The sequence below is a fragment of the Mesorhizobium sp. M0664 genome, assembly GCF_040320565.1.
In the GTDB taxonomy this organism is placed as follows: domain Bacteria; phylum Pseudomonadota; class Alphaproteobacteria; order Rhizobiales; family Rhizobiaceae; genus Mesorhizobium.
Map to the genome: position 1 here is coordinate 1 of NZ_JAMYPW010000041.1, position 21,910 is coordinate 21,910.

The following is a 21,910-nucleotide window of genomic DNA, read 5'->3' on the forward strand; positions in this document are numbered from 1 at the left end:
TCGCCATGGAAGAGAAGCTGCGCTTCGCCATCCGTGAAGGCGGCCGCACCGTCGGTGCCGGCATCGTCGTCACCATCACAGAGTAGTCGCCGGCGCTGCCGGTTGAGATCGGATGCAAAGGGGCGGTCTTCGGGCCGCCCTTTTGATTCTGATATTCTGGCAATGGATTAACCGCATTGCTTCAAATCCTGTTGCAAGCGCCTCTGCCATAACTAGTATAGGTTGCATCGAGGGGGGCTGCCCGAATGGTTCCATGGCGCCGTTTGCATAGTCAGGCATGGTGGTCGCTAGGGCTGATCTGCCTGGTGTCGTTGCTTGCCATGGGCCACGCTGCCTTCGCAGCGGATGCAAAGAAATCCACGCCGGAAAAATCCGCGCCGGATTTCGGCCCGACGATGCGGTTCGTCGTCGTGCGCAGCAGCGCGCCGGGCTGCGAGCCGACCTGTCCGGAATGGATATCGGCGGAAGGCTCGATAGAAGCCGGCACGCCGGCCCTGTTCAAACGCGCGCTGAAAGCGCTTGGCGGCCGAAAGCTGCCGATCGTCGTCGATTCCCCCGGCGGCAATGTCGAAGCGGCGCTGACACTTGGTCGCCTGATCCGCAAGAACAAGCTCGATATCGCCGTCGGCAAAACCCGCTTCGTCGGCTGTCTGCCAGATGTGAAGAACTGCAAGGAAAACGACGGCAAGAGCGCCCGTTATTTTGGCAATGCTTATGCCGATGGCGCCATCTGCAATTCCGCCTGTCCGTTGATGTTTTCCGGCGGCATCCGGCGCGTGGTAGGCGAATGGGCCTTTCTCGGCGTCCATCAGATCACCACGACCTATATCCGGACGAAATTGCTGTACCGCACCACCTACCGCATGGTGAAGGGCAAGAAGAAGATTCTCAGCACCAAGGTCGTCAGCCGGAAGAACGCCGGCAGCTACAAGACCTATGAGATGAACAAGCCGCTGGAGCGGAAGCTGGCGGCCTATCTGAAGGAGATGGGCGTCGGCCTGGGTGTGCTCGAGACCATGAAAAGCACACCGGCCAGCGGTATCCAGCAATTGGCTCCCTACGACATGCTGCAAATGAATCTCGTCACCAGCCGGGATGCCGTCGACCTGCTGACCGCGCCAATCCTATGCACGTCCGATCCGTTGCCGGCGAGTTGCAGGGAGGTGCCGGCGCCGGCGAATATCACGAAGCCGGCCGGCAAAGTGGTGGCGAAAGCCGAGCCTGCACCCGCAGGGCTCGAAACCCCGCGGCCGAAGGAGGTCGCAGACATGCGCTTCGTCCTGGTCCGCGGCAGCAACCCGCTTTGCAATCCCAACTGCCCGGAATGGATCTCGGCCGAAGGCGCGATTGCGCCTCAGACCCCGCAGAAGCTGCGCCAGTTGCTCGCCATGTTTGGCAACCGACGGCTGCCGGTGGTGGTCAGCTCACAAGGAGGCGACCTGTTCAGTGCTCTGGCGGTGGGGCGACTTATCCACGAAAAGAAGCTCGACATCGCCGTCGCCCGCACCGATTTCGTTGGCTGCGACCCGGGAGAGTGGAGTTGCTTGGCTAAAGAGGGCGCCTATGCCGGCCTGACCGTCGATTCGGGAGCGGCATGCGATTCGGCCTGCGCGCTCATGCTTGCCGGCGGCGTCAGACGGTTTGTCGGTCCGCAAGCGCGGCTCGGCATGTACCTGATGGGACAGCAGCAGATAATTAAGACCTATCTCGAGGACATGGCGATTGGTCCCGGTCTGTTCGCCGCGCTCGAGCAGCGCTCGGTCGAGCGCCAGCTCGAACCAGACCTAATGCTGAAGGTTGGACTGACGACGGGGCCGCAATCGGTGGACGCGCTGACGGGCGCCACCATCTGCAAGTCGTCGCCGAAGCCCGACAACTGCCGCGTTCTGCCGTCCGCCAGCGCCGAGGCAGAGACGCCGGCGAAGCTTTAGCGCAACCTTGCACTGGCCATCGAGGCAGGTTGAGCGGCGCTCGATGTTTCCGCTATCGTCCAGCGCGGTTGAAGACCAGCATCGGAGGGATCGCGAATGGGCCAGGATGTCCCGACATTGTTTGAATGGGCCGGCGGCACCGAAGCGCTGAACCGCCTGACCCAAACCTTCTACGACAACGTCTCTCGGGATCCCATCGTCGGGCCGGTGTTCAAACACATGTCGCCGGATCATCCCGCTCACGTCGCGGCTTTCATCGGCGAAATTTTTGGTGGACCGAAAACCTACAGCGAAAAGCACGGCGGCCATCGCGAGATGGTGATGCACCATCTCGGCAAGCATCTGACCGAGGAGCAGCGCCGGCGCTGGATCAACCTTCTCGCCGACGCCGCCGACGAGGTCGGGCTGCCTGACGATCCCGAATTCCGCTCGGCCTTCATGGCCTATGTCGAATGGGGATCGCGGCTGGCCAAGATGAACTCCAACAAGGGCCCGACCTGCGACCCCGAGAGCGAACCAATGCCGGCCTGGGGTTGGGGGGTGCCGGGCGGCCCCTACAAGCCCTCTTCGGGAGACTGACCGGGCACGAATCGGTCGAAAACTCCGCCGGCCAGGAAAACGGGTGGCTATGAAGGTCTCCGTCCTCCAGGCTAACGGCTTAAAGTCGCCGTCGAATGGCGGGGGCATATTTGAAAACCGGAGGCTTTGCGATGAGATCGGAAGGCAAGAAAAATTCAGACAGCGTCTCTGACAGCAACCGCGGAATCCGAAATCCGTTTGGCGTCATGGACGTCCCCACTCCCGACGACGAGGAGGTGTCGGCGTTCGCCGCCGGCTTGAAACTGGAGGGAACTCCAAGCGATGAAAATGCAGAGGCATGGGGCACCGACCGCGACCGCGACCGCAACGACACCATCGAAGGCAGCTGGTCCAGCCGATGGAACGGCGGTGCCGATCCCACGATCCCGGGCGATAGCAAGCATAAATGGAAGTCCGGCCGGGGCGAGGTGAAGACGGCGGGAGAGAGGGTTTACCTGCTGTTCGATTGGCATGATGGCGTGCGCAAGGGGCTCATCGATGCGCGGCGCCAGGGTGCGAAAGGGCTGGTTGGAAAAAATGTCAATCTGACCGACCCGAAAATCGTGCGTCCCTGGGTCGGCTTAATCGTCAGCAATCAACGGATCGACGGGAAATGGCCGGGAGGACGCCTGGACTTTCGAAGATGAAGGCCGGGTAGCGCACGTCGCTCTTTACAGAGCGCGCGGAAGCTTTTAGGAAGCGCCTGCTGCGCCGACATGCGCATACGGGCATAGCTCAGTTGGTAGAGCGGCGGTCTCCAAAACCGCAGGTCGTAGGTTCGAGCCCTGCTGCCCGTGCCATTCAGGCAACAAAATCAAGCATTTAGAAATTCGCTTGATTGCCGGAAGCGCCGAAATTAGCCTTACACATCTCTTGCACAAATTTGCACGTCCGCAGGGAGTGTCTGACGGTGGCCGAAGCGCACACGATTCTCGAAGGCAAAGTTCACGTCTATCGGCGCAACGACAGCCCGATTTGGCAGTGTTCGACGTATCTCAAAGGCAAAAACTGGCGGGTCAGCACCAAGGAAGAGAGCCTGGCGCGGGCCAAGGACTGGGCCGAAGACTGGTATTTCGGGCTCAAGGACAAGGGGCGGCGCGGCGAGTTGCTGGCCGAGAAGACCTTCAAAGACGCCGCCGATCAGTTCATCACCGAATACGAGGTGCTGACCGAGGGCGAGCGCAATGCGCGCTGGGTCCAGGATCATTACCGGCGCGTTCGCACCTATCTGGTGCCGTTCTTTGGCAAGATGGGCCTCTCGACCATCACAGCCGGCACGGTGCAGGACTATCGCATCTCCCGGCTCACACCCGCGGAGGGTAAGAAACTCCCCTCACGCAGTACCCTTCACCATGAAACCGTGACCTTGCGCCTGGTCCTGAAAACCGCTGTGCGCCATCGCTGGCTGGCGCATCTGCCGGATATCTCCCAGCCTTACAAAAAGTCTGCGAAGGTCGTCCACCGCGCTTGGTTTACGCCAGAGGAGTACAAACAGCTGTACCAAGCGACGCGAGCCCACGCGCAGAAGGCGCGGGATGTTAGCCACAAAGCCAAGAAGGGCGAGCAGGCCAAGCGGGTGTGGCTGGCGGAACAACTCCACGACAAGATCCTCTTCCTGACGAACACGGGCCTGCGACCGGACGAGGCCACCTGGCTCGAATATCGGGACGTCGAGGTCGTCAAGGACGAGGCGAGCGGCCAAAAGATCCTGGAAATCCAGGTGCGCGGCAAGCGCGGGGTAGGGTACTGCAAAAGTACGTCCGGCGCCGTATTCCCCTTCCAGCGGATGGTGGCGCGCAACAAGCCGAAGCCCACCGACCGGGTCTTTCCGGTTGACCACAAGAAGCAGTTCAACGGCATCCTCCATAAGCTCGGCCTCAAATCCGACCGCGAGGGCAAGCGGCGGACGCTGTACTCGCTCCGCCACAGCTACATCAGTTTCCGATTGCTGGAGGGCGCCGACATCTACCAGATCGCCAAGAACTGCCGGACAAGCGTCGAAATGATCGAGAAGCACTATGCGGTGCATCTCAAGAACCGCCTCGACGCAGCGGCCATAAACGTGCGCAAGCCCAAGCCTGCGCAGCGGGCCAAGCCCGAGACGGTGGAGCAGATTGAGAGTTGAGGTGCCTCCTTTGACCGGGCAGGCTTGAAAGATTTCCGGGAGCTTATAGCAATGCGTACAGCGCACTTACGCATCGCCCAATGTGTACGCATTGAGCCAGAGAAGCGATGCGTTGCTCGGTTTTCTGACCGGGCGCGGGAGGGCGGCCCGGAGAAAACCGGCAAGTGCGCCAGGGGCAAGCCCCTTGGAACCCCGCTCAGCATCGAGAGCCGCGTTTCAACTTGACTGTGCGCCGGGGCCCGACAAAGTGCGGATGGACGGGTGACCAATGGCGATCTTTCATCTGCACGTCAAAAACATCAGCCGCGGTGACGGCCGTTCGGTTGTCGCTGCCGCCGCCTATCGGGCAGGCGAAACGCTGCCGAACGACGCGGAAGAACGCGAGAGCGCGTTCGGCGGCCGGCGCGACGTTGTTCACGCCGAGATCCGGATGCCGGCTGGAGCTCCGGTCTGGATGGGCGAGCGGGCCAAGCTTTGGAATGCCGTCGAAGCCGCCGAGAAGCGTAAGGACGCGCGGCTCGCCAAGGAAATTGAGTTTGCGCTGCCGCGTGAAGTCGCGCCGGCGATTTGGCTGGAGCTGACTGGCGCCATGGCCGACGCGTACACGCGCCAGGGTTATGTCGTGGATTTGGCGATCCACGAGGACGGCCGCAACACCAATCCGCATGCCCACCTGCTGCTGACAACACGTCGGATCACGGCGGGAGGTTTCGCCGGAAAGCTCCGTGAAGCCGACGGGGTTCGCTTCGTCACCGACGCGCGTGCCATGTGGGCCAAGATCGCCAATGCCAGCTTTGCCAGCGCCGGCCTCGATGCCCGCATCGATTCCCGCAGCCATGCCGCGATCGGCTCGGCCCAGCGCGCGGGCCAGCACGTAGGTGCCGATCGCCAGGCGCGACGGGCTCGCCGGGCACAGATTGACGTAGAACGTATCGCCACGGTCCGACAGGAGCTGAGAATGCCGAACCCGCTTGCCGAGCTGTATCCCCACCTGTCCCTGAGGCGGGACTGGCCGCCCGAAACCCGCGAGCCGGCGTCGGACATGAGTGAGCGCGAACGTGACGAATTCTGGCTCTATTGGCAGTCGCGCGATCATGAGCGGGGCGATCCGGTTGCCGGGCGCGATCGGCCTGTTCCAGGTCCCGAGGGTGACCTGATACCCTCGCATGAGCTGGAGGCGGCGCAGGACAGGATGATTGCCGAGGTCGAGCAACCGGCTGGGCGTTATCCGCTGCCGAACGCCCAGGAACTCACTGCGGAGAACGACAGGGCGTGGTGGGTCAATACCGAACACCAAAGGCAACCCGAAACCGAACCTGACGCGCCTGAGCGGGACCGCGAGCCCTGGTGGCGGACCCGCTGACTGGCGTCCCGGCCGGGATGCGTGGAACGCTAGTGCAGTGTATCTTTTGGAAAATGCCTGGGAGGCAGCGCCTCCGCGAGCATGGTGCGGCGCACGCGGGTCGCGGTAGCGCTGGGTGGCAAGCCTTCCCGACAGGTTCCGAGCTTGCGGCGACGGTAGAGCAGGCAGGCATAGTAATGTCGTTTCACCAGGTGAAACCAGAACCATGTTGGCCAATCGCGCCAGCGGCGCCGCTTTGCTAAAGCAAGTTCGTAGTCTAACCTTCTGATCCAATAGGGCCGCATAGGAAAAATAGGACATTATTCCTACAGTCTGTCAAAGGATATCGCGATGGCGAAGGATTTTTCGATCGACCCGGAAGCAGACATGCAGAAACTGACCACGCGGATGGTTCAGCTCAACCGCCAGTTCGCCGATCTCTTCGGGCGCTGCTTTGAGCAGCCCGATGTCGCTTATGGCGAGTGGACCAAGTTCGCCTTGAACGATGCCCATTCGTACGAAATCCTGAAAAACCATCTGTTCTCGCTCGGCGAGATGCCCCGGGACGGGACCCGGAAGGAGCAGGCCATCGACGCCAGCTTGCGGCTTCCGGCCTTGTTCCAGGAGTATCGTGGGCTCCGCGACCAGTTGGAGGAGATGCGCGCTGTTAACCCGGCGCATTTCGATGGCATGCAACGTCAGATCCAGGCTGACGCCGATCCATGGTGGGTCAAGCGGTCACCCGGCGCAACTGCTTCCGGTGGCCATGAGGAAGAGCGGGACTTAAGCCCGGAATGGCAGCGAGATCGCTAAGCCTGCAAGGATCAGGCGGCCTTTTTCCCGGGAAGCATTTTCAGGTGGGCGCCGCTGCGAAGGGCATCGGTGCGGCGTTTGAGCGTCGGGTGGGTACTGAACAAAGCCCCCATTTTGCCGCCGCGAAACATCAGGTAGCCGTATTTGTTTTCGGCCCCGGTCGGCTTGGCCGGTATGCCATGGACCCGCTCAAGAGCGCCAATCATCGCCTCCGGTGAAGCAATGCTGGCACCGATGGCATCGGCCTTGAACTCACGGGCGCGCGACAGCCCCTTTACCATAAGCTCGGACCCGGCAAAAAGCGTATGCCTGGCCGCCGTTCCCATGGCGCCGGTCACCTCCGTCACATCGCGCCCATAGCGCTTGTCTTTGGTGGCCTGCGCCACCACTGTCGTCGCGATAATCGTGCCGAAATTCGCCACGTGACCCATCATGGTCTGGAACCCTTCCGCGAATTGCATCCGTTCCACGTCGTTGTAGACCACGTGCCCGAGTTCGTGGCCAATCACCGCGTCCAGCTCTTGCGGCGACAGCAGGTTCAACAGGGGCTTGCCAATCACGACCGCCGCGTCTTTGCGGGTTCCCATGGCGAAGGCGTTGGTGACATTCACCACGCCGACGGCCGGCGGCTTGATGCCAAGCGTCGCGGCATGTCCGGCGACACGCTGCGCAAGCGGGTGATTGGCCTGGAGGTACTCAACCCCGAACGAATTGCCGACCCTGGCCTTGGCCCGGGCGGTAAACCTGTTGCCGTAGACGAGGCCGGCAACCGCCAAGAGTCCGCCGATCACCCATCCCGGGCTGTCCAGCGGCATCGACACGAAGGGCACACCGAGCGGGCCGCCCATGATCAACCATTGAATGAAGACGCAGGTAAACAGCACAGTACCCGCCAGCACGAGCGGGGTGCTGACGACGGTCCGGCTTAAGGAGGTCAGGTCACGTTCCTGGGTTTCACCCGGCGCGGTCGTCAGGTGGAGCGTTGCGGCGGTATTCGGTTGATAGCGGATCAAGGCGGCTTTCACGACTTTGATGAGGAGCACCACCTGCCAGATCGTAAGCCCCAGGTCGACCAGCACGAACAGGCCTGGCCAATAAAGGTGGGGTGGCAGCGGCAGAACCACGCTCGGGTAAAGCCTAAGGCCGCTGTTGATCGCGTACCAGCCGAGCCGCAGCGCCGTGGCCGTCAAATACCTGGCAGCCAGGGGCTTAACGTCGTCCAGGAAAGCACCAAGGGTCATACCGCTCCTCACGTTCTGCGATTGGCTGGTTGAGTCACGCGCCCACGGCAGGCTTGCCCCAGATACCAGGGCACGAGTTTGGCCCGGATCGGGCGGACGCCCCGCGCAAAGACCAGGCCGATGCGGGTCTGGTCCGCGGCGGAGCCACTGAGCAGTTCCGTCACTTCGTCCGGCGTCAGCAGGGGACGGCCGGCATAGGCGATGCCGTGATTGACCGAGCCGGTTCCTGCGCCATTGCCGCTGAAGACCGGGCCGGTCGAGGCGCTGTTGCTGGTCCCTGCCGTGCGGTAGCCGCGCGTCTGGTCGCCGAGGAAGTCCGAGATCATCGAGGCGGTAAAGTGTTCGTCGGTGCCGAAGAACGTTTTCACCGATGTGTTGAAGAACGTCTTCCATCCGGCGGGATAATGTTCTTCCAGCGTGGGCACGTCCTGGAGGAAGAACCAGAGGCGGACGCCCGCGCCGGCATGCGTGCGGATGGCGTCGCGGAAGCGCGGGAACGGCCCCAGGCTCAGGAACTCGTCGAGGATGAAGAGGACCGGGATGTCGGGGATGGTTTCGTTCTGGAGCATCGCTTCCAGGGCGGTGGTGAGCGTGATCTTCAGGAACGCGGCGTAGGCGGACATCTTGTGGAACGGCACGGTGATGTAGACGGTCGCCGGTGCATCCTTCAGCGCGCGGAAATCAAACGAAGCCACCGAGGTCGCACGGTGGAGTCCCGGGTCGTCCCACAGGGCGAACTCGGTGTTGAGGGTATCCCGCAGCGCCGGAATGGCCCTGCTGCGGTCCTTGCCGAGGACAATGTTGGCGGCATTCGCAATGGCATGGTTGCGCGAGCCGGCCATGGTCCTGATCGCCTCGGTGAAGAGGTCGAGCGGCGCGGCGGTGATGCGCCGCACCTCGGCCATGCTGCGATGGCCCGGCGGCGCTGCCTCGGTGACGAACATGATGATGGCGGTCAGGATGGCGATGGCATCCTTGCGGAAGAAGTCCGGCGCGTTCGGATCCGGCGGCATGATCAGGTCGGCAAGCGCCTGCGCATCGGAAAACGAGACCACGCCGTCGAGCGGGTTGTAGGCATCGGTTTCGGGCTGGAACGGTGCAATCCGGTAAACCGGCCCGACGTTCTGCCGGCGCCAGGCCGCCGTTTGCGCGTAGAGCTCGCCCTTGGGGTCAAGCACGACGCATGAACCCTTGTAGCGGACCAGGTTGGGGATGATCGTCGTCGTCGATTTGCCGGAGCGTGTCGGCGCCACGGTGAGGAGGTGCCCTTCGCCATCCCAGTGAATCTGGCCGACGACGGCGCCGCCGAGAGCGGGGTCCTCGAAGGCCCCGATCAAAATGGAAGAAGGGCTCTCGAATTTCGCCGTCGGGTGCAGCAGGTCGGCTTTCAGGAGATCAGAGGCATCCGCCCAGCGCGCCGAACCATGCAGCGGCGGCGGATTGGCGATGCCCTCGTCGACGCGCCGCTGCTCCTCGCGCTGCTCGTTTTCGATCTGTTTGCGCGCCCGCCGTTGGGCGAACATGTTGGTGATGGCGCTGCCGATTTTAATCCCGGTGGACAGGCCTTCTGTCGCCCCTTTGCGGGACGATCCGAACGGCTCCATTCCCTTCAAGGGATCGAAATCCTTGAACCAATCCGGCATGCCCCAGCCCCCGCAAGACGGGACGATGTAACACTAAGAAACAGCTGGCATAAACCCCTTTGGCAGGGGCGAAATGAATTTTCAGACTATTCGCTAGCGGATTCGTGAAGAGACTACGGTAAGGGCCGGAGTGGAAAGCTGACGGGCCGGGATGCGGTGTTTCAATCACACAGCAGAACTGCTGTGCCAGAGGCCTCCGGAAGCGGAGGCAAGAAACAAAAGAGGGGGATGAACATCCCCTTGCCTCTTGAGCAGGCGAACGCCTTGTTTTCCGTTCTTTGATGCCTTGATTACTGTTCCTTCAGCTGCCCTTTTTTCCGGCATTTCACCAGGAAATCTCCGGTTCAGGGTATTCCGTGACAACCGACGGGTGATCCGAGCTTTTGATGTGGGCACAGAAGAGCCGTGGCCGAATGCCCGTGTTTTCAAGACATAGGTACTTTCTGATAGTCCGACCTGCGAGAAATGGCCAACGCTCGAGACCCTAGATATCGCCTGCCTCCAGCAGCGCAAGACTGGTCTGGGGACACGGATGGGGGCTAGACTCGCCTCCCGTTGTTTAGATCAACCATGTGTGCTCTGGCGTCACCCGTTTCATGCTAAGCGGCGACAGCGACCAACTTATCCACCGGGCAATTCCTCGCATTCTGGGAAAAACATTGAAAGTGTTGCGAAAAAACACCACTTTTCTTATCCAAAATATGCATTAAATAGGCTGCGGATTTGTATTCGGGTAGTAGTTTACGGGCTGGGAATTATGTCCTATCATCGGATTGAGCGAATGTCGAGCTCGTCACTGCGTCATGGCAGGACGAGCAATCGTCTTGCCCATTGATCGAATGAAGGAATAGATTAGTGGCAACACAACCTGGCACCATCGAAAAATCCGTTTCCCCTCAGAATAAGAGCAAGAACAAGCAGACGTTGTCGTTTGATGACACGTTGAAGCGGCTTGATGTGGAACTTCCAACCACCAAACTGTCGACGCATGAAAAGATTTCGCTGCGTCAAACGCTTTTCCGGCTACACAAATGATTAGACTTTGATATGTTCCGCGCCCCTTGAGGGGTGCGGAGCATATGAAAACTCGATACGAATTTTTCCGACGGCTGCTCGACTACTCGTTTTTTGAAAGCGAGTTTCAAAGAACTCTGGAAAACATCCGAGAAAATACTGGGCTCCGCCTTATCGTTGGGCCTGAGCTTGGTTACGTCCATTCGATTTGGACAGAGCTTTTGCAAAGGAAGCGCTACCTCGTCAGCGAGCCGATGCATCGAATTACCAGTCAAGAGTTCTTAGGGGAACTCTGCCACCTCCTTTCGAAGTTTGACACGGTGATTGTGCAAGGCAGCTCAATCAATGTAGCGATGGAAACGCAGAGAATCGATAAAGGTCTGACTGAATTTATCGTTTCGTTCAGCCACGAATACGTGGCGGTTGATATATGCGCCTACCTTTATCGAGCCATTATGCAGTTTGAGACCAAGGCCTACTCCGCAACGAAAATCGAACATGTCCAAGTGCTCTGCAGAGAAATGAAAAAAGAGCCGGGACGAGGCAAATTTTTTGTTAGGGCTCTGAAATATCCAATATTTTCAGACCAGTTGTAGCTATCCGTTCTATCTTATCAGGGCGAATTGACGTCAACCGCTCAATGCAGCGCGTCGAGCCGACGTGTTGCGTGAGTTAGTGCACGACTGCGGCGAACACCGCCAAAGCCGTGCGCCTGCACTGCCGCCCACTGCCTCCTGAACCGAAGCCAAAACAAAAGACGGGGATGAACATCCCTTTGCCTCTTCAGGCGTACGCCTCATTTGCTAGTTTTCATAACTGCCTCGCCTCCAGCGTTCACCAGGAAATCTCAAGTTCCGGGTATTCCGCCACGATGGACGGGCGGAAATCATCCTGTTCGAGACGGGTCGGACGCCAGACGTATTCGAACTGCTCGGAATCGAGCCATTTCTCAAGCGCCTTGGCGGCCTCCGTATCGGAAAGGTCGAATGGAAACTCCTGCACCACACGGTAGCGGCGATGGCCTTGGAAGGCGGCCTCATCGATGGCGGCCGCGATCGTCGCGGGCTTGAAGAGCCTTTCAGCGTATTTCGTCCTCGTATTGGTGGCCATGAGGACATTGCCTTCCGCGCGTTTCATCAGAAGGCACTCCCGAGATAAGTGTCGGTGATCTTCAGGCGGCCATGGCCCAGCTCGGCGGAAATCCGGTGGCGCGCCGCGCGGTCGGCGGCACGTTCGTTTCCGGTCATGTCAACCCAGCGCTTGCCGCCTGCCAACGGGCAGGACTGGCCGGTCAGCACCGCATAGCGTTGCTGGGCATAGGCGTGGCGGAATCCGTGGGTATTGCGCAGCCCCGCCTTGAGCGTCTGGTACTCGAACCGCTTGAGGTGTTCGACATAAGTCATTTGCGCGGGAATCAGCGACCCGCCGCCAGGGACAAGGCGCATAATGTGTTCAAGGACCTGCCGCTGTTCCAGCGTGGTGACGGGCACGGTCCGCGCCCGGCCCCCTTTCGTCCAACTCGCCTGCAAGGCGATCTGGTCGGCACGGATGGCCGCCTGCGGCTGGAACTTCATGGCCTCCTCGCGCCTGAGGCCAAAGGCCACCTGGAGGAGAACCGAGGCCTTGATGTAGGGGCATTCGATGGTGCCGAGCTTGGCATGATCGAGCATCTGGGCGCGGTTGCGGGTGACTTCGCCACGTTCGGCGACGCCGTACGCGGCGTTGTCGCGGTTGACGACGTTGACCTTGTTGACCTTCTCCGCCCACCAGCGCAGCCAGGTGAGGCGGTTGCGGATACTCGCATCCGAAGTATCGGTATCGAGCCATCGTTCAACAAGGGCCTCGACATGCTTGGGTTTGAGGGAAGTCGCGGACGGCAGCTTGTAGCCGAGGTCCACGAGGTCGTTGGCCATTGCGGACAGGCCGCGCCGGCGGTTGTTTTGAGTGCCATAAGAGCCGTCCCGGTTGCGTTGGCACAGCCGCACCAGATCCATGGTCAGATCGTCCATCTTGCTCGCTTTTTGTTTTTGGCTGAGTGTTGATGGCCGATGCACGTCCGTAGAGCGTGACACCCCGCGAAGGTCATTCGCGGCAGGGCCGGAATGCGTAGTTTTCCTTACGGTATGAGCCTCCCGAGCCAGCCGGGTGGCTGGCCGATATGGTTTGCCCTGTTGGGCATCCGGTTACCGAGAGGTCGAAACCGGAGGTGTGGCCGCCGCGGCGGCGCACGTATGCGATAAGCAGTCATTCTGCTCTCCTTTGGTTGGGGAAAAGGTCGGGTGAGATGGATCAGGCAGTTTTTGCCTGCCGGGATAGTGGGCGCTGTCGCCCATCAATGGCCAGCACATTGCACCGGAAATGATCACCGAAGCGCAGCGTCATTTGCGAGTCATGTGGTGGCGTTTGCGCGAACCCGGCATCCACCGTGGGTTTGGGGGCGGTCTGTCACTCCCCAATACATTGGCGAGTGACAGACCGCCGGCCGTCCGCATCGTCGGACATTCCATGCCCGACCATGCTCGTCACGCTTCTCCGTGTTCCCGGCCAACCGCATTGGCCCGGATCCCGTATTGCGTTCGGCGCGGCAAGCGGTGGCCCTTGTGGGCCGGGCTTGGCGGATCGGTGGCCGCCTACGCAGTCTGTGCATACGGGAGCCAGGACTGCGGCCCGTCCGGCAGGCCTCCAGCCTCCGCCGCCGCAGCGTGATCGTGTTATCGAATTTGGCTCGTCGCGTCCGGTGTCGTGCGATTGGCCTCTGGCGTTTCCGTCGATGGTCTGTCCGGAGCTGATGACTGTTCTCTTCTAGCCGGCGCGGCCGTCTTGTCCCGTTCCTGCCCGCTCCTTCGCTGCGCTCCCGTGTTGGGGACAAGCCAGCCCTGCACGCCGTCTCCTTTGGAACCGTCCTCCGGGACAGAAACCATCAACCAAAGGAAAAGACCATGACCATCAAACGCAACACCGAAACGAAGTCCGAGCCCAAGATGCCGATCTATCACGCCTACACCGTGCGGGACGGCAAGGAAGGCCAGAAGGGCTTCTGGACCCGCATCGGCTCCTTCTTCGCCCACGACGACGGCGAAGGCGGCACGCTCCTCCTCGACGCCCTGCCGCTCGACGGACGTATCGTCCTTCGCGCCCCGAAGGCCGATGAGTAGGAGGCCGACATGCAGATCCTGACCCAAGACCTGCGGGAGAAGCTGCTGGCGAATGGTCGCCAGCAGCAACCCCTTCGCGGCACCGACGGCGAAATCGACTTTGTTCCCGTCGTCAAACTGTTCACGCCGGATGCCGGCGCGACTTGGCTCCTCACCGAGATCGATCCGGAAGACCCGGATATCGCCTTCGGTCTCTGTGACCTCGGGCTGGGATGTCCCGAGCTTGGCAGCGTCAGCCTGACCGAACTTGCGTCGGTGCGAGGGCGCCTTGGCTTGCCGGTCGAGCGTGACCGGCATTTCCGGGCGGACAAGCCTCTGTCGGCTTATGCCGAGGAGGCACGACGACTCGGCCGCCTCCAAGTGTAGCGATCGACACCGTGTTCAACGCCATCCTTTGGGGTGGCGTTGAATGTGGAAAGCTGTGGCGCACCACCGTGGCTACCGCCAATCCCGCTACGGGCAAGGTGGCTGGGCTCCGATGATCGATGGAAACTCAAAGCTCAAGGAGTTTGCGGCTTCGGATTGCGTTCTTGGTGAGTACCGAGATGCAAAGGTGGGAATGATCGTAGAGCCACGACGTTTCAAAGACTGGAGCGCCTTCCATAAACGCAGCTATGATGCTGGAAACCGGTCTCTGCTGGCTCAGGATCTCGACATAGGCGTTGACGAGATCATTATCGTCATAGTTGCGGTAAAGCTCAGGGTTGGATGGATCAAATACCATCGACCACGGCCCCAGTTGGCGCGGCGTACCAATGGCGCCTGCAGCCAGTCGTTTTAGCGCTTCCCAATGACCATCGGTATCGTCTAGCAAATTGATGGTGTCGGCGAGATCGACTTCACATTCGATGACGGCCGGAGCGATGCCAGGAACCTTTTTGCGGCGACGGTCGGCTACTGTTCGAGCCCACTCCGCTGCGCGTCCGGGAGCGCGATAAAACAGGTAGAACCCGGTTCCCAACCAAGATCCTTCTCTAGGAATTAACTGGAAATCACCGGCCATAATGGCGCTTGCCCTATCCGACGTCGTGCCGTGATAGGCCGTAATGTAACGACCCTCCAAAAGTCCCCCCCAAACGCGAAAGTAGCCCCGAAGGGCTACTTAGATTTACGAAACGTGACGAACTCTTCCTCTGGATGGGGCTTTAGGCCCCACTCCTTATCAAATTTCTCTACCGTCTTGGCGGCGAGCTGTTTGAGCTTTTTGGGCGAGTTGACCTTATCGATCTCGGAGAAAAGAGCTTTCATATCAACGTTATGCGTAGGCATAGCATCGGTTGGCGAAAGTTGTGAAACGGTATCGGGTTGCACAGTCGTTGCCCTTTCAGGTTTGTCGGGCGCGACGATGTAACCTTTTGAAGGGCTGCGTCGGCCCTTCTTAGGAGTAACAACTTTACTGTAACTCAATTCATAAGGCTGGAAAAATAATTCAGTTGATTCGATTGCTGCTCCAGATAACTTCTTTCCACGAGCGTCAGTGACAATAACGGAGCCTTTTCGACTAACATTTTGGCCGCCAAAGCCTTTCACGAAATTGCCTCTACGTTCGTCAAGCCATCCGACAACCTTGCCTGACTGATCCACAAGCTTATTTCCATCGACCACGGCTTCTATGACCAAGCTCTCATCGATGCCCAGTCGGGACTTCTTTTTGGGGCTGGTATGGATCGTTTTCGTTTTCAAACGAGAATCCTCGATCTGAATCTGTCCCTGTTATATGGCTCAAAATAGTGGCTGCGCAAGCTTGGGTACCCCGGGTGTCCTCGATGGTAAGTGGAACAGCTTGATAAGCCGTGTAGGTAGCAATTTCCTGTAACTTCCCACCGCATGCAGGTTTTGCGGGCGAGGCCCGCGGGCAGCCTTTGGCACCCTATTGAAAGTGCGCCACTTGCCGATACACTGGGAACGTCGAGGCGGCCAGGGGTTCACGACATAAAGCGGAAGGCTGGGTTGCGGCGTCATAGGGCATGTGATGCAAAGAGGCTTTTGAAATGAAGCGGATGCGAGAAGAGGACATTCCGGCGTTCGTGCAGGAGGTGGCCGCAACCGGCTGCGACATCTGCGCCGTTGGGCCGGCTTACTACACCATGGGCGATTCCGATGTTCGGCGCGGCAAGCGCAGGGGGCTATACAAGAAGCTCGCCGACATCGACGCGCGCTATGGCAGCCGCGACCACCTGCGTTACCAGATCGTGGCGCACCTGGCCTCGATTGGCCGCTACATCGACGCGCCTCCACCGGACGAGGAAATGTGGATCGATAGTGAGGCGCCCGACTAGGCCGAGGTCACGCCTTACGACGAGGCGCACTTCCCTACCTACGCAGTCCTGCTATTCGCGGAGGCCAAGGGCGTCGACTGGCGCAAGGTGGCACGAGCCCTCTTGAACATCGACCCAGAGCGCCAGCCAGAACGGGCACGCCGGGCCTGGGCATCGCATCTGGCGCGGGCGCGGTGGCTGGCGACGAGCGGGTACGGGGAGCTTCGGAGCGATTTGCTGCAATAGGCATCGACTGCCGCAGGAAGCCCCCCCGGCAGACCGCCTCCAAAGGGGGGCGGTCCATGGCAGTTCCCGGGCCGGCATCGTAGTGATGTATGCTACTCGGGTATTTCGGTTGTATCGAAGACCAGGAACAGGGTGTCCTCATCCTCTTTCAGCGCGACGTCAGTCCGATAGGAGAGGGACTCATTGGGAGCTTGGTAGACCGTGTGCGCTGTCAGCCTCGGGAGACTGTCGAAGATTGCCTGCGCGGGCTCAAGTTCACCGAAGAAGCCGATTAAGCGGCGGTTGCGGTTCCATTCCAAGGCCCAGGCCCATGTTTCAGCGGTCGGATGCTTGCGCGTGATAAGTTTGAAGAACCCGTCAGCGGAGATCGCAAGCACGCGACAATCCCAAGGCTCGACCGTACGCATGAATGCGGTCATCAGTGCGTTGCCCCAATCGCTGCGGGTAGCCGTCGCGACTGGATGATAGCCGTGAAGCCAGTACCCTCCACGACGGGTCTCGCGGTTATAGGTCTGCATGTAGAAGAACGCCGTTAGGTGCAAGCGGGCCAGTTCAAACGCGCGATTGTCATCGATCTGCGGCGGACCGGAAAATCGAAACGAGATGTCCACCCCAGGCCCGAGGGTCCCGTCCAACTTCATCTCTTCGCCGCTATCCTTGACCGCCTTCCGAGTGCGACGACTACCGGCATTATTCGCCTTGCGACGCGCGTCCTCAATCGCGCCTATGTCATCATGGGCATAGCGGCCCCAGGCATCGGGCTGGAGAGTGATCGCGGAAATGTCGTCCTCAAGATCGGCCTTGCGCGCGTTGCAGCCTTGGCAGGCATTGAGGATCAGGTTCCATTGGCCGTTTAGCTTGCCTTTGGGGACGAAGCGGCGCCCGATTACATGCTCACGTGAAATGGTGCTGGGTGAAAGCACGTCTCCGCAATAGACGCAGGTGCGGTTGTCGAGCGTTATCGGACGCTGCGGCGACGTTTCGGTTCTGCGGGACCGGGAGATGGATGATTCCATGTGCGAACGATACACCGTCCCTTGCGCGCCGAACAGATCGGGAACACAATGACCTGTGCGCCCCATGCCGTCGGAGGTTGTCGGTGAAGACTTTGACGAAGCTCCGCGGCAGTACGATGTATGCCGGACAATTGGCGGTGGTAGGTCGCGCCAACGAACTTGCCCAACACGCCCGAGCAGGCGTCGAAGTGATTGCGCTTCTACCACCTGAACCGGTAGACGAAGTACCGTTGGTGCGCCAGTAGGCGTGCCTGATCCTGCGGCGACTGGTTCAGTTTCGGGGGCAGCTGCCACGTCAACTTCTTGCGGAATATCTTCCTAAATGTTATAAGATAACGCACTTCGCGAAAGATCACACATGACCGTTTCGGCGTTTCGGCGGCATCACGACCTGTGTGGCCGACTTTGCGATTAATTGTGGGTGTCGCTGTAATGATACCATAACTGGTGCCCTTATATGGTACCAAAGCGCCATGCCATTCCACCGGCGAGAAGGATTTTCGGATGAACAATGACTATAGCCGGGACCAGCTCCTGGATGCAGTGAGGCACAACATCGTCACGTTCAGCGATTTTATCACCGAGCTCCATGACAATGTCGACGACCAGCGGCTGCACGCGTTTATCGAGCGTCTCCTGATGAATATCTACCTGCGTCACCTCGATGGAAAGACGGTGTCACGCTCGCAAGCCTGCCGGATGGTTCCTGCAGACCATCTGGACACCTGCAAGAAGTACGTGGCCGAAGCGGAACGACTGGGCTTCGTCGCCTTCGAAGACGATCCCAAGGACAGACGTCGAAAGAACGTTATCCCGACGCCTGACCTTATTGAGTACGTCGAAGCGCGGGCACGGGCAACGCTCGATACCGCCTCTGCCATTCTGCAGCGCAAGCCTGTTGTGGCAGATATGAGGCATTCGCTCGGATAGTTTCAAAAATCCATTTGACAAATGGTGCCATATTTTGGTACCAGTTCTTCTGCAAGGAGGAACTGCCAAATGAATGAAACTTACTTCGATCCGAGCAAGCTCATCCTGATCATGAAGGGGACTCTCTTCGGGATCACCATTCTCGCAGTATGTGCCGCTGTGGGGTGCTCTGTTATGGCCCCCGTTGGCTACTGAGGATCCGCGTAAAGGATCCGGCTCCACCAGACGCCCCGAACCTTGGTTCGGGGCGTCTTTTTTTGCGCGTAGCCATTTCTGTCTGCAACTCCGAGGCACGCCTCTAAGCGGGGAAAGACTCGATGCCACGGCACGACGTCGTCTGAGCTGAATGGCATCCCTTGCCGGGGGCGGTCAGTCCCGCGTCCCGCCTGTGGCGGCGCTATGCTGACCCTCCTTAGGCCGCCCTGTTGAACCGGTCTCGGGGTCACGAACCGGCTCCGCCGATGAAATGACCCTTGTCCGCCCTGCGGACATTTCATCGACTCCGCTTTGTACGCCCTTTTTGTTGTGGCCGCTTACGCGGCACGGCTGCGCCGATATGGATGTGCCTGTCGGCACGTTTGTTGTGTGACAGGGAGAGAGGCGCGCGGCCCTCTCACCCAGCAAGCCGCCGCTGGCGGTTTCCCCCATCTTCCTCCGCTTCGCTCCGTGCAGACCGGGGAGACCCCTCCGCCCCCAGGGCTTGCCCCCTCTCTCCCCGCTACTCGCCGCGAGGCAGGGGTTCAGGGGGCCTGAACCTCAGGTCAATCCCTGAAATCAACAAGGAGCAAGTCCATGAACACGAATGAAATCACAATCCCGCTTGGCAAGCTGGTGCCGAGCGCGTCCAACGTCCGCCGCGTCAATACGCTGGCGGGCAGGGCCGAACTGGCCGCCAGCATCGAGGCCCACGGCCTCATCCATAACCTTGTGACCCGCAAGGCCCCGAAAGGTGCCAAGTTCGAAGTCGTCGCCGGAGGGCGGCGGCTGGGGGCGTTGCGGTTGCTGCTGGAGGAAGGTCGCACCGTGCAGGGTGTGGCGGTGACCAAGGATTACCCGGTCAGGGCCATCCTGCGCGAGGACGGCAGCGGCACCGAGATTTCACTGGCCGAAAATGACCAGCGTGAGCCGATGCACCCTGTGGACGAGGTCATTGCCTATCGCGACCTTATCGAACAGGGCATGGCCGCCGAGGACATTGCAGGGCGCTTTGGTAAGTCTCTTGTTACGGTTCGGCAGCGGTTGAAACTCGCCAATCTGTCGCCGCGCATCCTCGATGCCATGCGTGCCGATGAATTGACCCTTGAGCAGGCCAAAGCCCTTGCCGTGAGTGACGACCATGCGGCGCAGGAGGCTGCATGGTTCGAGCAGGATGGCTGGAGCCGTAATCCGGGGAGTATCCGCTCATTCCTGACCAGCGCCCATGTACGCGGCAACGACCGGCTGGCCCGCTTTGTTGGTGTTGAGGTGTACGAGGCCGCAGGGGGCGGGGTGTTGCGTGACCTGTTCGCCGACGACGATCTGACGTTCCTGACCGACCGGCCCTTATTGGTGAAGCTTGCCAGTGACCGGCTCGAGGCGGTGGCCGATGAGTTGCGCCCGCTGGGCTGGAAATGGGTGGAAATCAGCCTCGACAGCACCTTCATCCACAGCGGCGGGTTTGGGCGCATCCATGCAGTGCGGCGCGACCCAACCGAGGCCGAGCAGGCGGAACTGTCAGCGCTGGGCGCGCAGTACGACGAATTGGCAGAGGCCATCGACGCCTACCCCGAGGGCGACCCGCAAATTGAGGCCGATGAGGTCAAGCTGCGGGCGCTAGAGAGCCGTATGGAGACCATCCAGAACGCCGCGCAGGTCTTTGACCCACAGGAAATGGCGCTGGCGGGCTGCATCGTGTCGATAGCGCACGGCGGCACGTTGCAGGTGACTCCGGGGCTGGTGAAGGCCGAAGACCGCAAGGCGCTCGACGCGTCGCAGCACGGCCACGAAGGCAACGACCAAGACGAGGCCGACCAAGCGGGACAGGTGGAAGCGCCCGAAGCCGAGGCCACCGGTATGTCGGCGGCCCTCACCGAGGAACTGACGGCCATTCGCACCGCAGCCTTACGCGTGGAACTATCGAACCATCCTGATGTGGCGCTGGTCGCCATCCTGCACGCGCTGGTGAGCCGCGTGTTCTATGACTACCACCATGGGCGCATCGAACCTGTGGTGGAAATCACCGGCCAGCGCCGCAATCTGGTTCCGTCCATCAAGGAGCCGGATGCCTGTCGGGCGTTGAGCGGCTGGAACCAGGTGACGGAAGGCTGGGGACATCGCCTGCCCGGAGACCCCGCCGACCTGTGGCCGTGGCTGGTGGCGCAGCCGCAGGACGTGCAACTTGACTTGTTGGCAGCAGTCACTGCCGCCAACGTCAACGCCGTGGTCGCCCGCCACGAACCGGGCAAGCAACGCATCGCCCATGCCGACCGGATGGCTGTGGCGGTCGGGCTGGACATGGGCCTGTGGTGGACGGCCGAGGCGGCCTTCCTCGCACGTTTGTCGAAGGTTGACATCGCCGGGGTGATGCGCGAGGCAGGGTGCGCGGAGGACGCCGCGAAAGCGGTGGAACGCGCCCCGAAAGCCGAAGGCGTCCTGCAGGCTGAGAAGGAACTGGACGGCAAGGGATGGCTTCCCGCAGCGTTGCGGGCTCCTTTTGGTCGAGAGTGAAAGCGTGGCAATCGCAGCCGAGTAGGCTCGCATATCGTCCAAGGCCGGGGCAGTGATGTCCCGGCTTTTTTGCGTCCGGAATGCCCTCGGCCCGGTATCGAAGCGGTCGAGGCCAGGCGAGGGCGCCCCAGGCCCGCCCCCTCGCGCTCCCCCCCAGCCCGCCCGTCCTAAGCAGAGCGCAAGCCATCTGGGTGCGTCCAAAATGTGGGGCTTGTATTCAACAGTATTTTACGATTACGTTAGGACAGGGGATTTTGTTGGGGGATAATAATGAGGACGTTACTTATTGCTCTAAGCATGGTGGTTTGTGGTGCAACGGCTAGCGCAGCCCAAGAGGTTTGCACCGGACTTCTCTCATACACCGGACGGGACATATCCAGTGAAGCCCGAGAGAATGCGATCGCGGCATCACTGTTTACGCAGCACTGTGAAGGTTCGTCTGCTAAGCAGGGGTCCGCCACGAGTGTAGGACTTGAAGCGGTCGTCAAGGCAATCCCCATAAAATTCAACTTTGGCGGATCTTCATCCTCAGAAAAACTGAATAACTTCTGCAGGGTTTACGACTCGCGACGGTCGGAATTTTCGACGGAAACGATAGACACGTCGATAGTCGTGAGAGAGGCCCTCCAGGCTTTTAACACTTGTATTTCACTTGCCGGATCTGGGATTTACTTTAATCCTAAGGTAGGTAAAACCAATTTGGTCATTGACGTCCGCCGCGGTAGTGACGATGCATATATTCGAGGCCTGACGTACGATGCGACATTACTGCAGTGCTATTTACCTCCTACGCCAACGCAGAACGGCAAATCGCAAGGCGCTAAGCTCGCTGATAAAGATTCAGTTCTGCAACTGGACGGGAATTTCGTGCCGATCACGTGTGACCGGTTGCCTCAGAATTCCGCAACCGC

At 60.3% G+C, this 21,910-nt stretch carries 21 protein-coding genes and 1 tRNA gene; 15 read left to right on the top strand and 7 right to left on the bottom strand.

The genetic code is table 11. The features are described from left to right. The 8 genes from NKI39_RS26390 to NKI39_RS26425 all read left to right on the top strand — a co-directional run. On the top strand, window positions 1–86 hold an 86-nt coding region (locus NKI39_RS26390; RefSeq protein WP_502898581.1), incomplete at its 5' end, for an EF-Tu C-terminal domain-related protein. A gap of 159 nt (window positions 87–245) precedes the next feature. Then, window positions 246–1,931 (top strand): COG3904 family protein, encoded by a 1,686-nt coding sequence (locus tag NKI39_RS26395; RefSeq protein WP_352835485.1) that lies wholly within the window; start codon window positions 246–248, stop codon window positions 1,929–1,931. A 96-nt stretch (window positions 1,932–2,027) separates the two neighbouring features. Next, entirely contained in the window at window positions 2,028–2,510 is a 483-nt protein-coding gene (locus tag NKI39_RS26400; protein ID WP_352835487.1) for a group II truncated hemoglobin, read from the top strand. 131 nt (window positions 2,511–2,641) lie between these two features. Continuing rightward, window positions 2,642–3,157, top strand: a complete 516-nt coding sequence (locus tag NKI39_RS26405) for a hypothetical protein (RefSeq protein ID WP_352835490.1) — start codon at window positions 2,642–2,644, stop codon at window positions 3,155–3,157. Between the two features lie 77 nt (window positions 3,158–3,234). Next, window positions 3,235–3,310: transfer RNA gene (locus tag NKI39_RS26410), tRNA-Trp, on the top strand. A 110-nt stretch (window positions 3,311–3,420) separates the two neighbouring features. After that, window positions 3,421–4,635: a tyrosine-type recombinase/integrase gene (locus tag NKI39_RS26415; RefSeq protein ID WP_352835493.1), complete on the top strand. Its 1,215-nt coding sequence runs from the start codon at window positions 3,421–3,423 to the stop codon at window positions 4,633–4,635. 268 nt (window positions 4,636–4,903) lie between these two features. Then, complete coding sequence (locus NKI39_RS26420) at window positions 4,904–5,998, top strand: MobA/MobL family protein (protein ID WP_352835496.1); 1,095 nt, start codon at window positions 4,904–4,906, stop codon at window positions 5,996–5,998. A 330-nt stretch (window positions 5,999–6,328) separates the two neighbouring features. Further along, window positions 6,329–6,790 carry a hypothetical protein gene (locus tag NKI39_RS26425; RefSeq protein WP_352835498.1) on the top strand — a complete coding sequence of 154 codons (462 nt, stop codon included), beginning with the start codon at window positions 6,329–6,331 and terminating at the stop codon, window positions 6,788–6,790. 11 nt (window positions 6,791–6,801) lie between these two features. On the opposite strand, the gene NKI39_RS26430 is transcribed toward NKI39_RS26425, so the two are convergent. Next, the gene (locus NKI39_RS26430; RefSeq protein WP_352835500.1) at window positions 6,802–8,031 is read right to left on the bottom strand and encodes a M48 family metalloprotease; all 1,230 of its coding nucleotides are present in this window, start codon (window positions 8,029–8,031) and stop codon (window positions 6,802–6,804) included. A gap of 8 nt (window positions 8,032–8,039) precedes the next feature. Continuing rightward, window positions 8,040–9,674: a type IV secretory system conjugative DNA transfer family protein gene (locus NKI39_RS26435; RefSeq protein ID WP_352835503.1), complete on the bottom strand. Its 1,635-nt coding sequence runs from the start codon at window positions 9,672–9,674 to the stop codon at window positions 8,040–8,042. Window positions 9,675–10,529: 855 nt separating this feature from the next. On the opposite strand from NKI39_RS26435, the gene NKI39_RS26440 reads away from it, so the two are divergent. Both NKI39_RS26440 and NKI39_RS26445 read left to right on the top strand, forming a co-directional pair. Next, window positions 10,530–10,709, top strand: a complete 180-nt coding sequence (locus tag NKI39_RS26440; RefSeq protein ID WP_023721640.1) for a hypothetical protein — start codon at window positions 10,530–10,532, stop codon at window positions 10,707–10,709. Between the two features lie 44 nt (window positions 10,710–10,753). Beyond that, on the top strand, window positions 10,754–11,284 hold the full coding sequence (locus tag NKI39_RS26445; protein WP_023721641.1) for a hypothetical protein: 531 nt from the start codon (window positions 10,754–10,756) through the stop codon (window positions 11,282–11,284). Window positions 11,285–11,522: 238 nt separating this feature from the next. On the opposite strand, the gene NKI39_RS26450 is transcribed toward NKI39_RS26445, so the two are convergent. Next, a complete protein-coding gene (locus NKI39_RS26450) occupies window positions 11,523–11,825 on the bottom strand; it encodes a type 2 periplasmic-binding domain-containing protein (RefSeq protein ID WP_023721642.1) in 303 nt (100 codons plus the stop codon). Next, window positions 11,825–12,697, bottom strand: coding sequence for a phage integrase N-terminal domain-containing protein (locus NKI39_RS26455; RefSeq protein WP_352835506.1), 873 nt, complete (start codon window positions 12,695–12,697; stop codon window positions 11,825–11,827). Before NKI39_RS26455 ends, NKI39_RS26450 begins: the two co-directional genes overlap by 1 nt. Before the next feature lie 930 nt (window positions 12,698–13,627). On the opposite strand from NKI39_RS26455, the gene NKI39_RS26460 reads away from it, so the two are divergent. Both NKI39_RS26460 and NKI39_RS26465 read left to right on the top strand, forming a co-directional pair. Further along, entirely contained in the window at window positions 13,628–13,843 is a 216-nt protein-coding gene (locus tag NKI39_RS26460) for a hypothetical protein (protein ID WP_352835509.1), read from the top strand. 9 nt (window positions 13,844–13,852) lie between these two features. Further along, window positions 13,853–14,209 carry a DUF2958 domain-containing protein gene (locus NKI39_RS26465; protein WP_352835512.1) on the top strand — a complete coding sequence of 119 codons (357 nt, stop codon included), beginning with the start codon at window positions 13,853–13,855 and terminating at the stop codon, window positions 14,207–14,209. Between the two features lie 127 nt (window positions 14,210–14,336). Here NKI39_RS26465 and NKI39_RS26470 read toward each other — a convergent pair whose 3' ends face one another. Beyond that, on the bottom strand, window positions 14,337–14,846 hold the full coding sequence (locus NKI39_RS26470; RefSeq protein ID WP_352835514.1) for a hypothetical protein: 510 nt from the start codon (window positions 14,844–14,846) through the stop codon (window positions 14,337–14,339). A gap of 95 nt (window positions 14,847–14,941) precedes the next feature. After that, a complete protein-coding gene (locus NKI39_RS26475) occupies window positions 14,942–15,526 on the bottom strand; it encodes a hypothetical protein (protein ID WP_352700715.1) in 585 nt (194 codons plus the stop codon). A 308-nt stretch (window positions 15,527–15,834) separates the two neighbouring features. Between NKI39_RS26475 and NKI39_RS26480 the strand changes: the two genes are divergently transcribed. Beyond that, window positions 15,835–16,122 carry a Y4lK-related protein gene (locus tag NKI39_RS26480; RefSeq protein WP_352835517.1) on the top strand — a complete coding sequence of 96 codons (288 nt, stop codon included), beginning with the start codon at window positions 15,835–15,837 and terminating at the stop codon, window positions 16,120–16,122. A gap of 317 nt (window positions 16,123–16,439) precedes the next feature. Here the strand turns inward: NKI39_RS26480 and NKI39_RS26490 are convergent, their stop codons facing one another. Next, window positions 16,440–17,363: an HNH endonuclease gene (locus NKI39_RS26490; protein ID WP_352835520.1), complete on the bottom strand. Its 924-nt coding sequence runs from the start codon at window positions 17,361–17,363 to the stop codon at window positions 16,440–16,442. A gap of 504 nt (window positions 17,364–17,867) precedes the next feature. Here NKI39_RS26490 and NKI39_RS26495 point away from each other — a divergent pair. Together NKI39_RS26495 and NKI39_RS26500 are read left to right on the top strand one after the other, a co-directional pair. Then, the gene (locus tag NKI39_RS26495; protein ID WP_352578748.1) at window positions 17,868–18,293 is read left to right on the top strand and encodes a hypothetical protein; all 426 of its coding nucleotides are present in this window, start codon (window positions 17,868–17,870) and stop codon (window positions 18,291–18,293) included. A gap of 792 nt (window positions 18,294–19,085) precedes the next feature. Further along, window positions 19,086–20,999, top strand: a complete 1,914-nt coding sequence (locus NKI39_RS26500; protein ID WP_352835523.1) for a ParB/RepB/Spo0J family partition protein — start codon at window positions 19,086–19,088, stop codon at window positions 20,997–20,999. Window positions 21,000–21,910 lie beyond the last annotated feature (911 nt).

Bases quoted from the DNA above. Each gene is read 5' to 3' on its own strand.
- NKI39_RS26395 (WP_352835485.1), top strand. From the start codon at position 246: ATGGTTCCATGGCGCCGTTTGCATAGTCAGGCATGGTGGTCGCTAGGG.
- NKI39_RS26400 (WP_352835487.1), top strand. From the start codon at position 2,028: ATGGGCCAGGATGTCCCGACATTGTTTGAATGGGCCGGCGGCACCGAA.
- NKI39_RS26405 (WP_352835490.1), top strand. From the start codon at position 2,642: ATGAGATCGGAAGGCAAGAAAAATTCAGACAGCGTCTCTGACAGCAAC.
- NKI39_RS26420 (WP_352835496.1), top strand. From the start codon at position 4,904: ATGGCGATCTTTCATCTGCACGTCAAAAACATCAGCCGCGGTGACGGC.
- NKI39_RS26425 (WP_352835498.1), top strand. From the start codon at position 6,329: ATGGCGAAGGATTTTTCGATCGACCCGGAAGCAGACATGCAGAAACTG.
- NKI39_RS26430 (WP_352835500.1), bottom strand. From the start codon at position 8,031: ATGACCCTTGGTGCTTTCCTGGACGACGTTAAGCCCCTGGCTGCCAGG.
- NKI39_RS26435 (WP_352835503.1), bottom strand. From the start codon at position 9,674: ATGCCGGATTGGTTCAAGGATTTCGATCCCTTGAAGGGAATGGAGCCG.
- NKI39_RS26445 (WP_023721641.1), top strand. From the start codon at position 10,754: ATGAAAACTCGATACGAATTTTTCCGACGGCTGCTCGACTACTCGTTT.
- NKI39_RS26450 (WP_023721642.1), bottom strand. From the start codon at position 11,825: ATGAAACGCGCGGAAGGCAATGTCCTCATGGCCACCAATACGAGGACG.
- NKI39_RS26455 (WP_352835506.1), bottom strand. From the start codon at position 12,697: ATGGACGATCTGACCATGGATCTGGTGCGGCTGTGCCAACGCAACCGG.
- NKI39_RS26460 (WP_352835509.1), top strand. From the start codon at position 13,628: ATGACCATCAAACGCAACACCGAAACGAAGTCCGAGCCCAAGATGCCG.
- NKI39_RS26465 (WP_352835512.1), top strand. From the start codon at position 13,853: ATGCAGATCCTGACCCAAGACCTGCGGGAGAAGCTGCTGGCGAATGGT.
- NKI39_RS26470 (WP_352835514.1), bottom strand. From the start codon at position 14,846: ATGGCCGGTGATTTCCAGTTAATTCCTAGAGAAGGATCTTGGTTGGGA.
- NKI39_RS26480 (WP_352835517.1), top strand. From the start codon at position 15,835: ATGAAGCGGATGCGAGAAGAGGACATTCCGGCGTTCGTGCAGGAGGTG.
- NKI39_RS26490 (WP_352835520.1), bottom strand. From the start codon at position 17,363: ATGGAATCATCCATCTCCCGGTCCCGCAGAACCGAAACGTCGCCGCAG.
- NKI39_RS26495 (WP_352578748.1), top strand. From the start codon at position 17,868: ATGAACAATGACTATAGCCGGGACCAGCTCCTGGATGCAGTGAGGCAC.
- NKI39_RS26500 (WP_352835523.1), top strand. From the start codon at position 19,086: ATGAACACGAATGAAATCACAATCCCGCTTGGCAAGCTGGTGCCGAGC.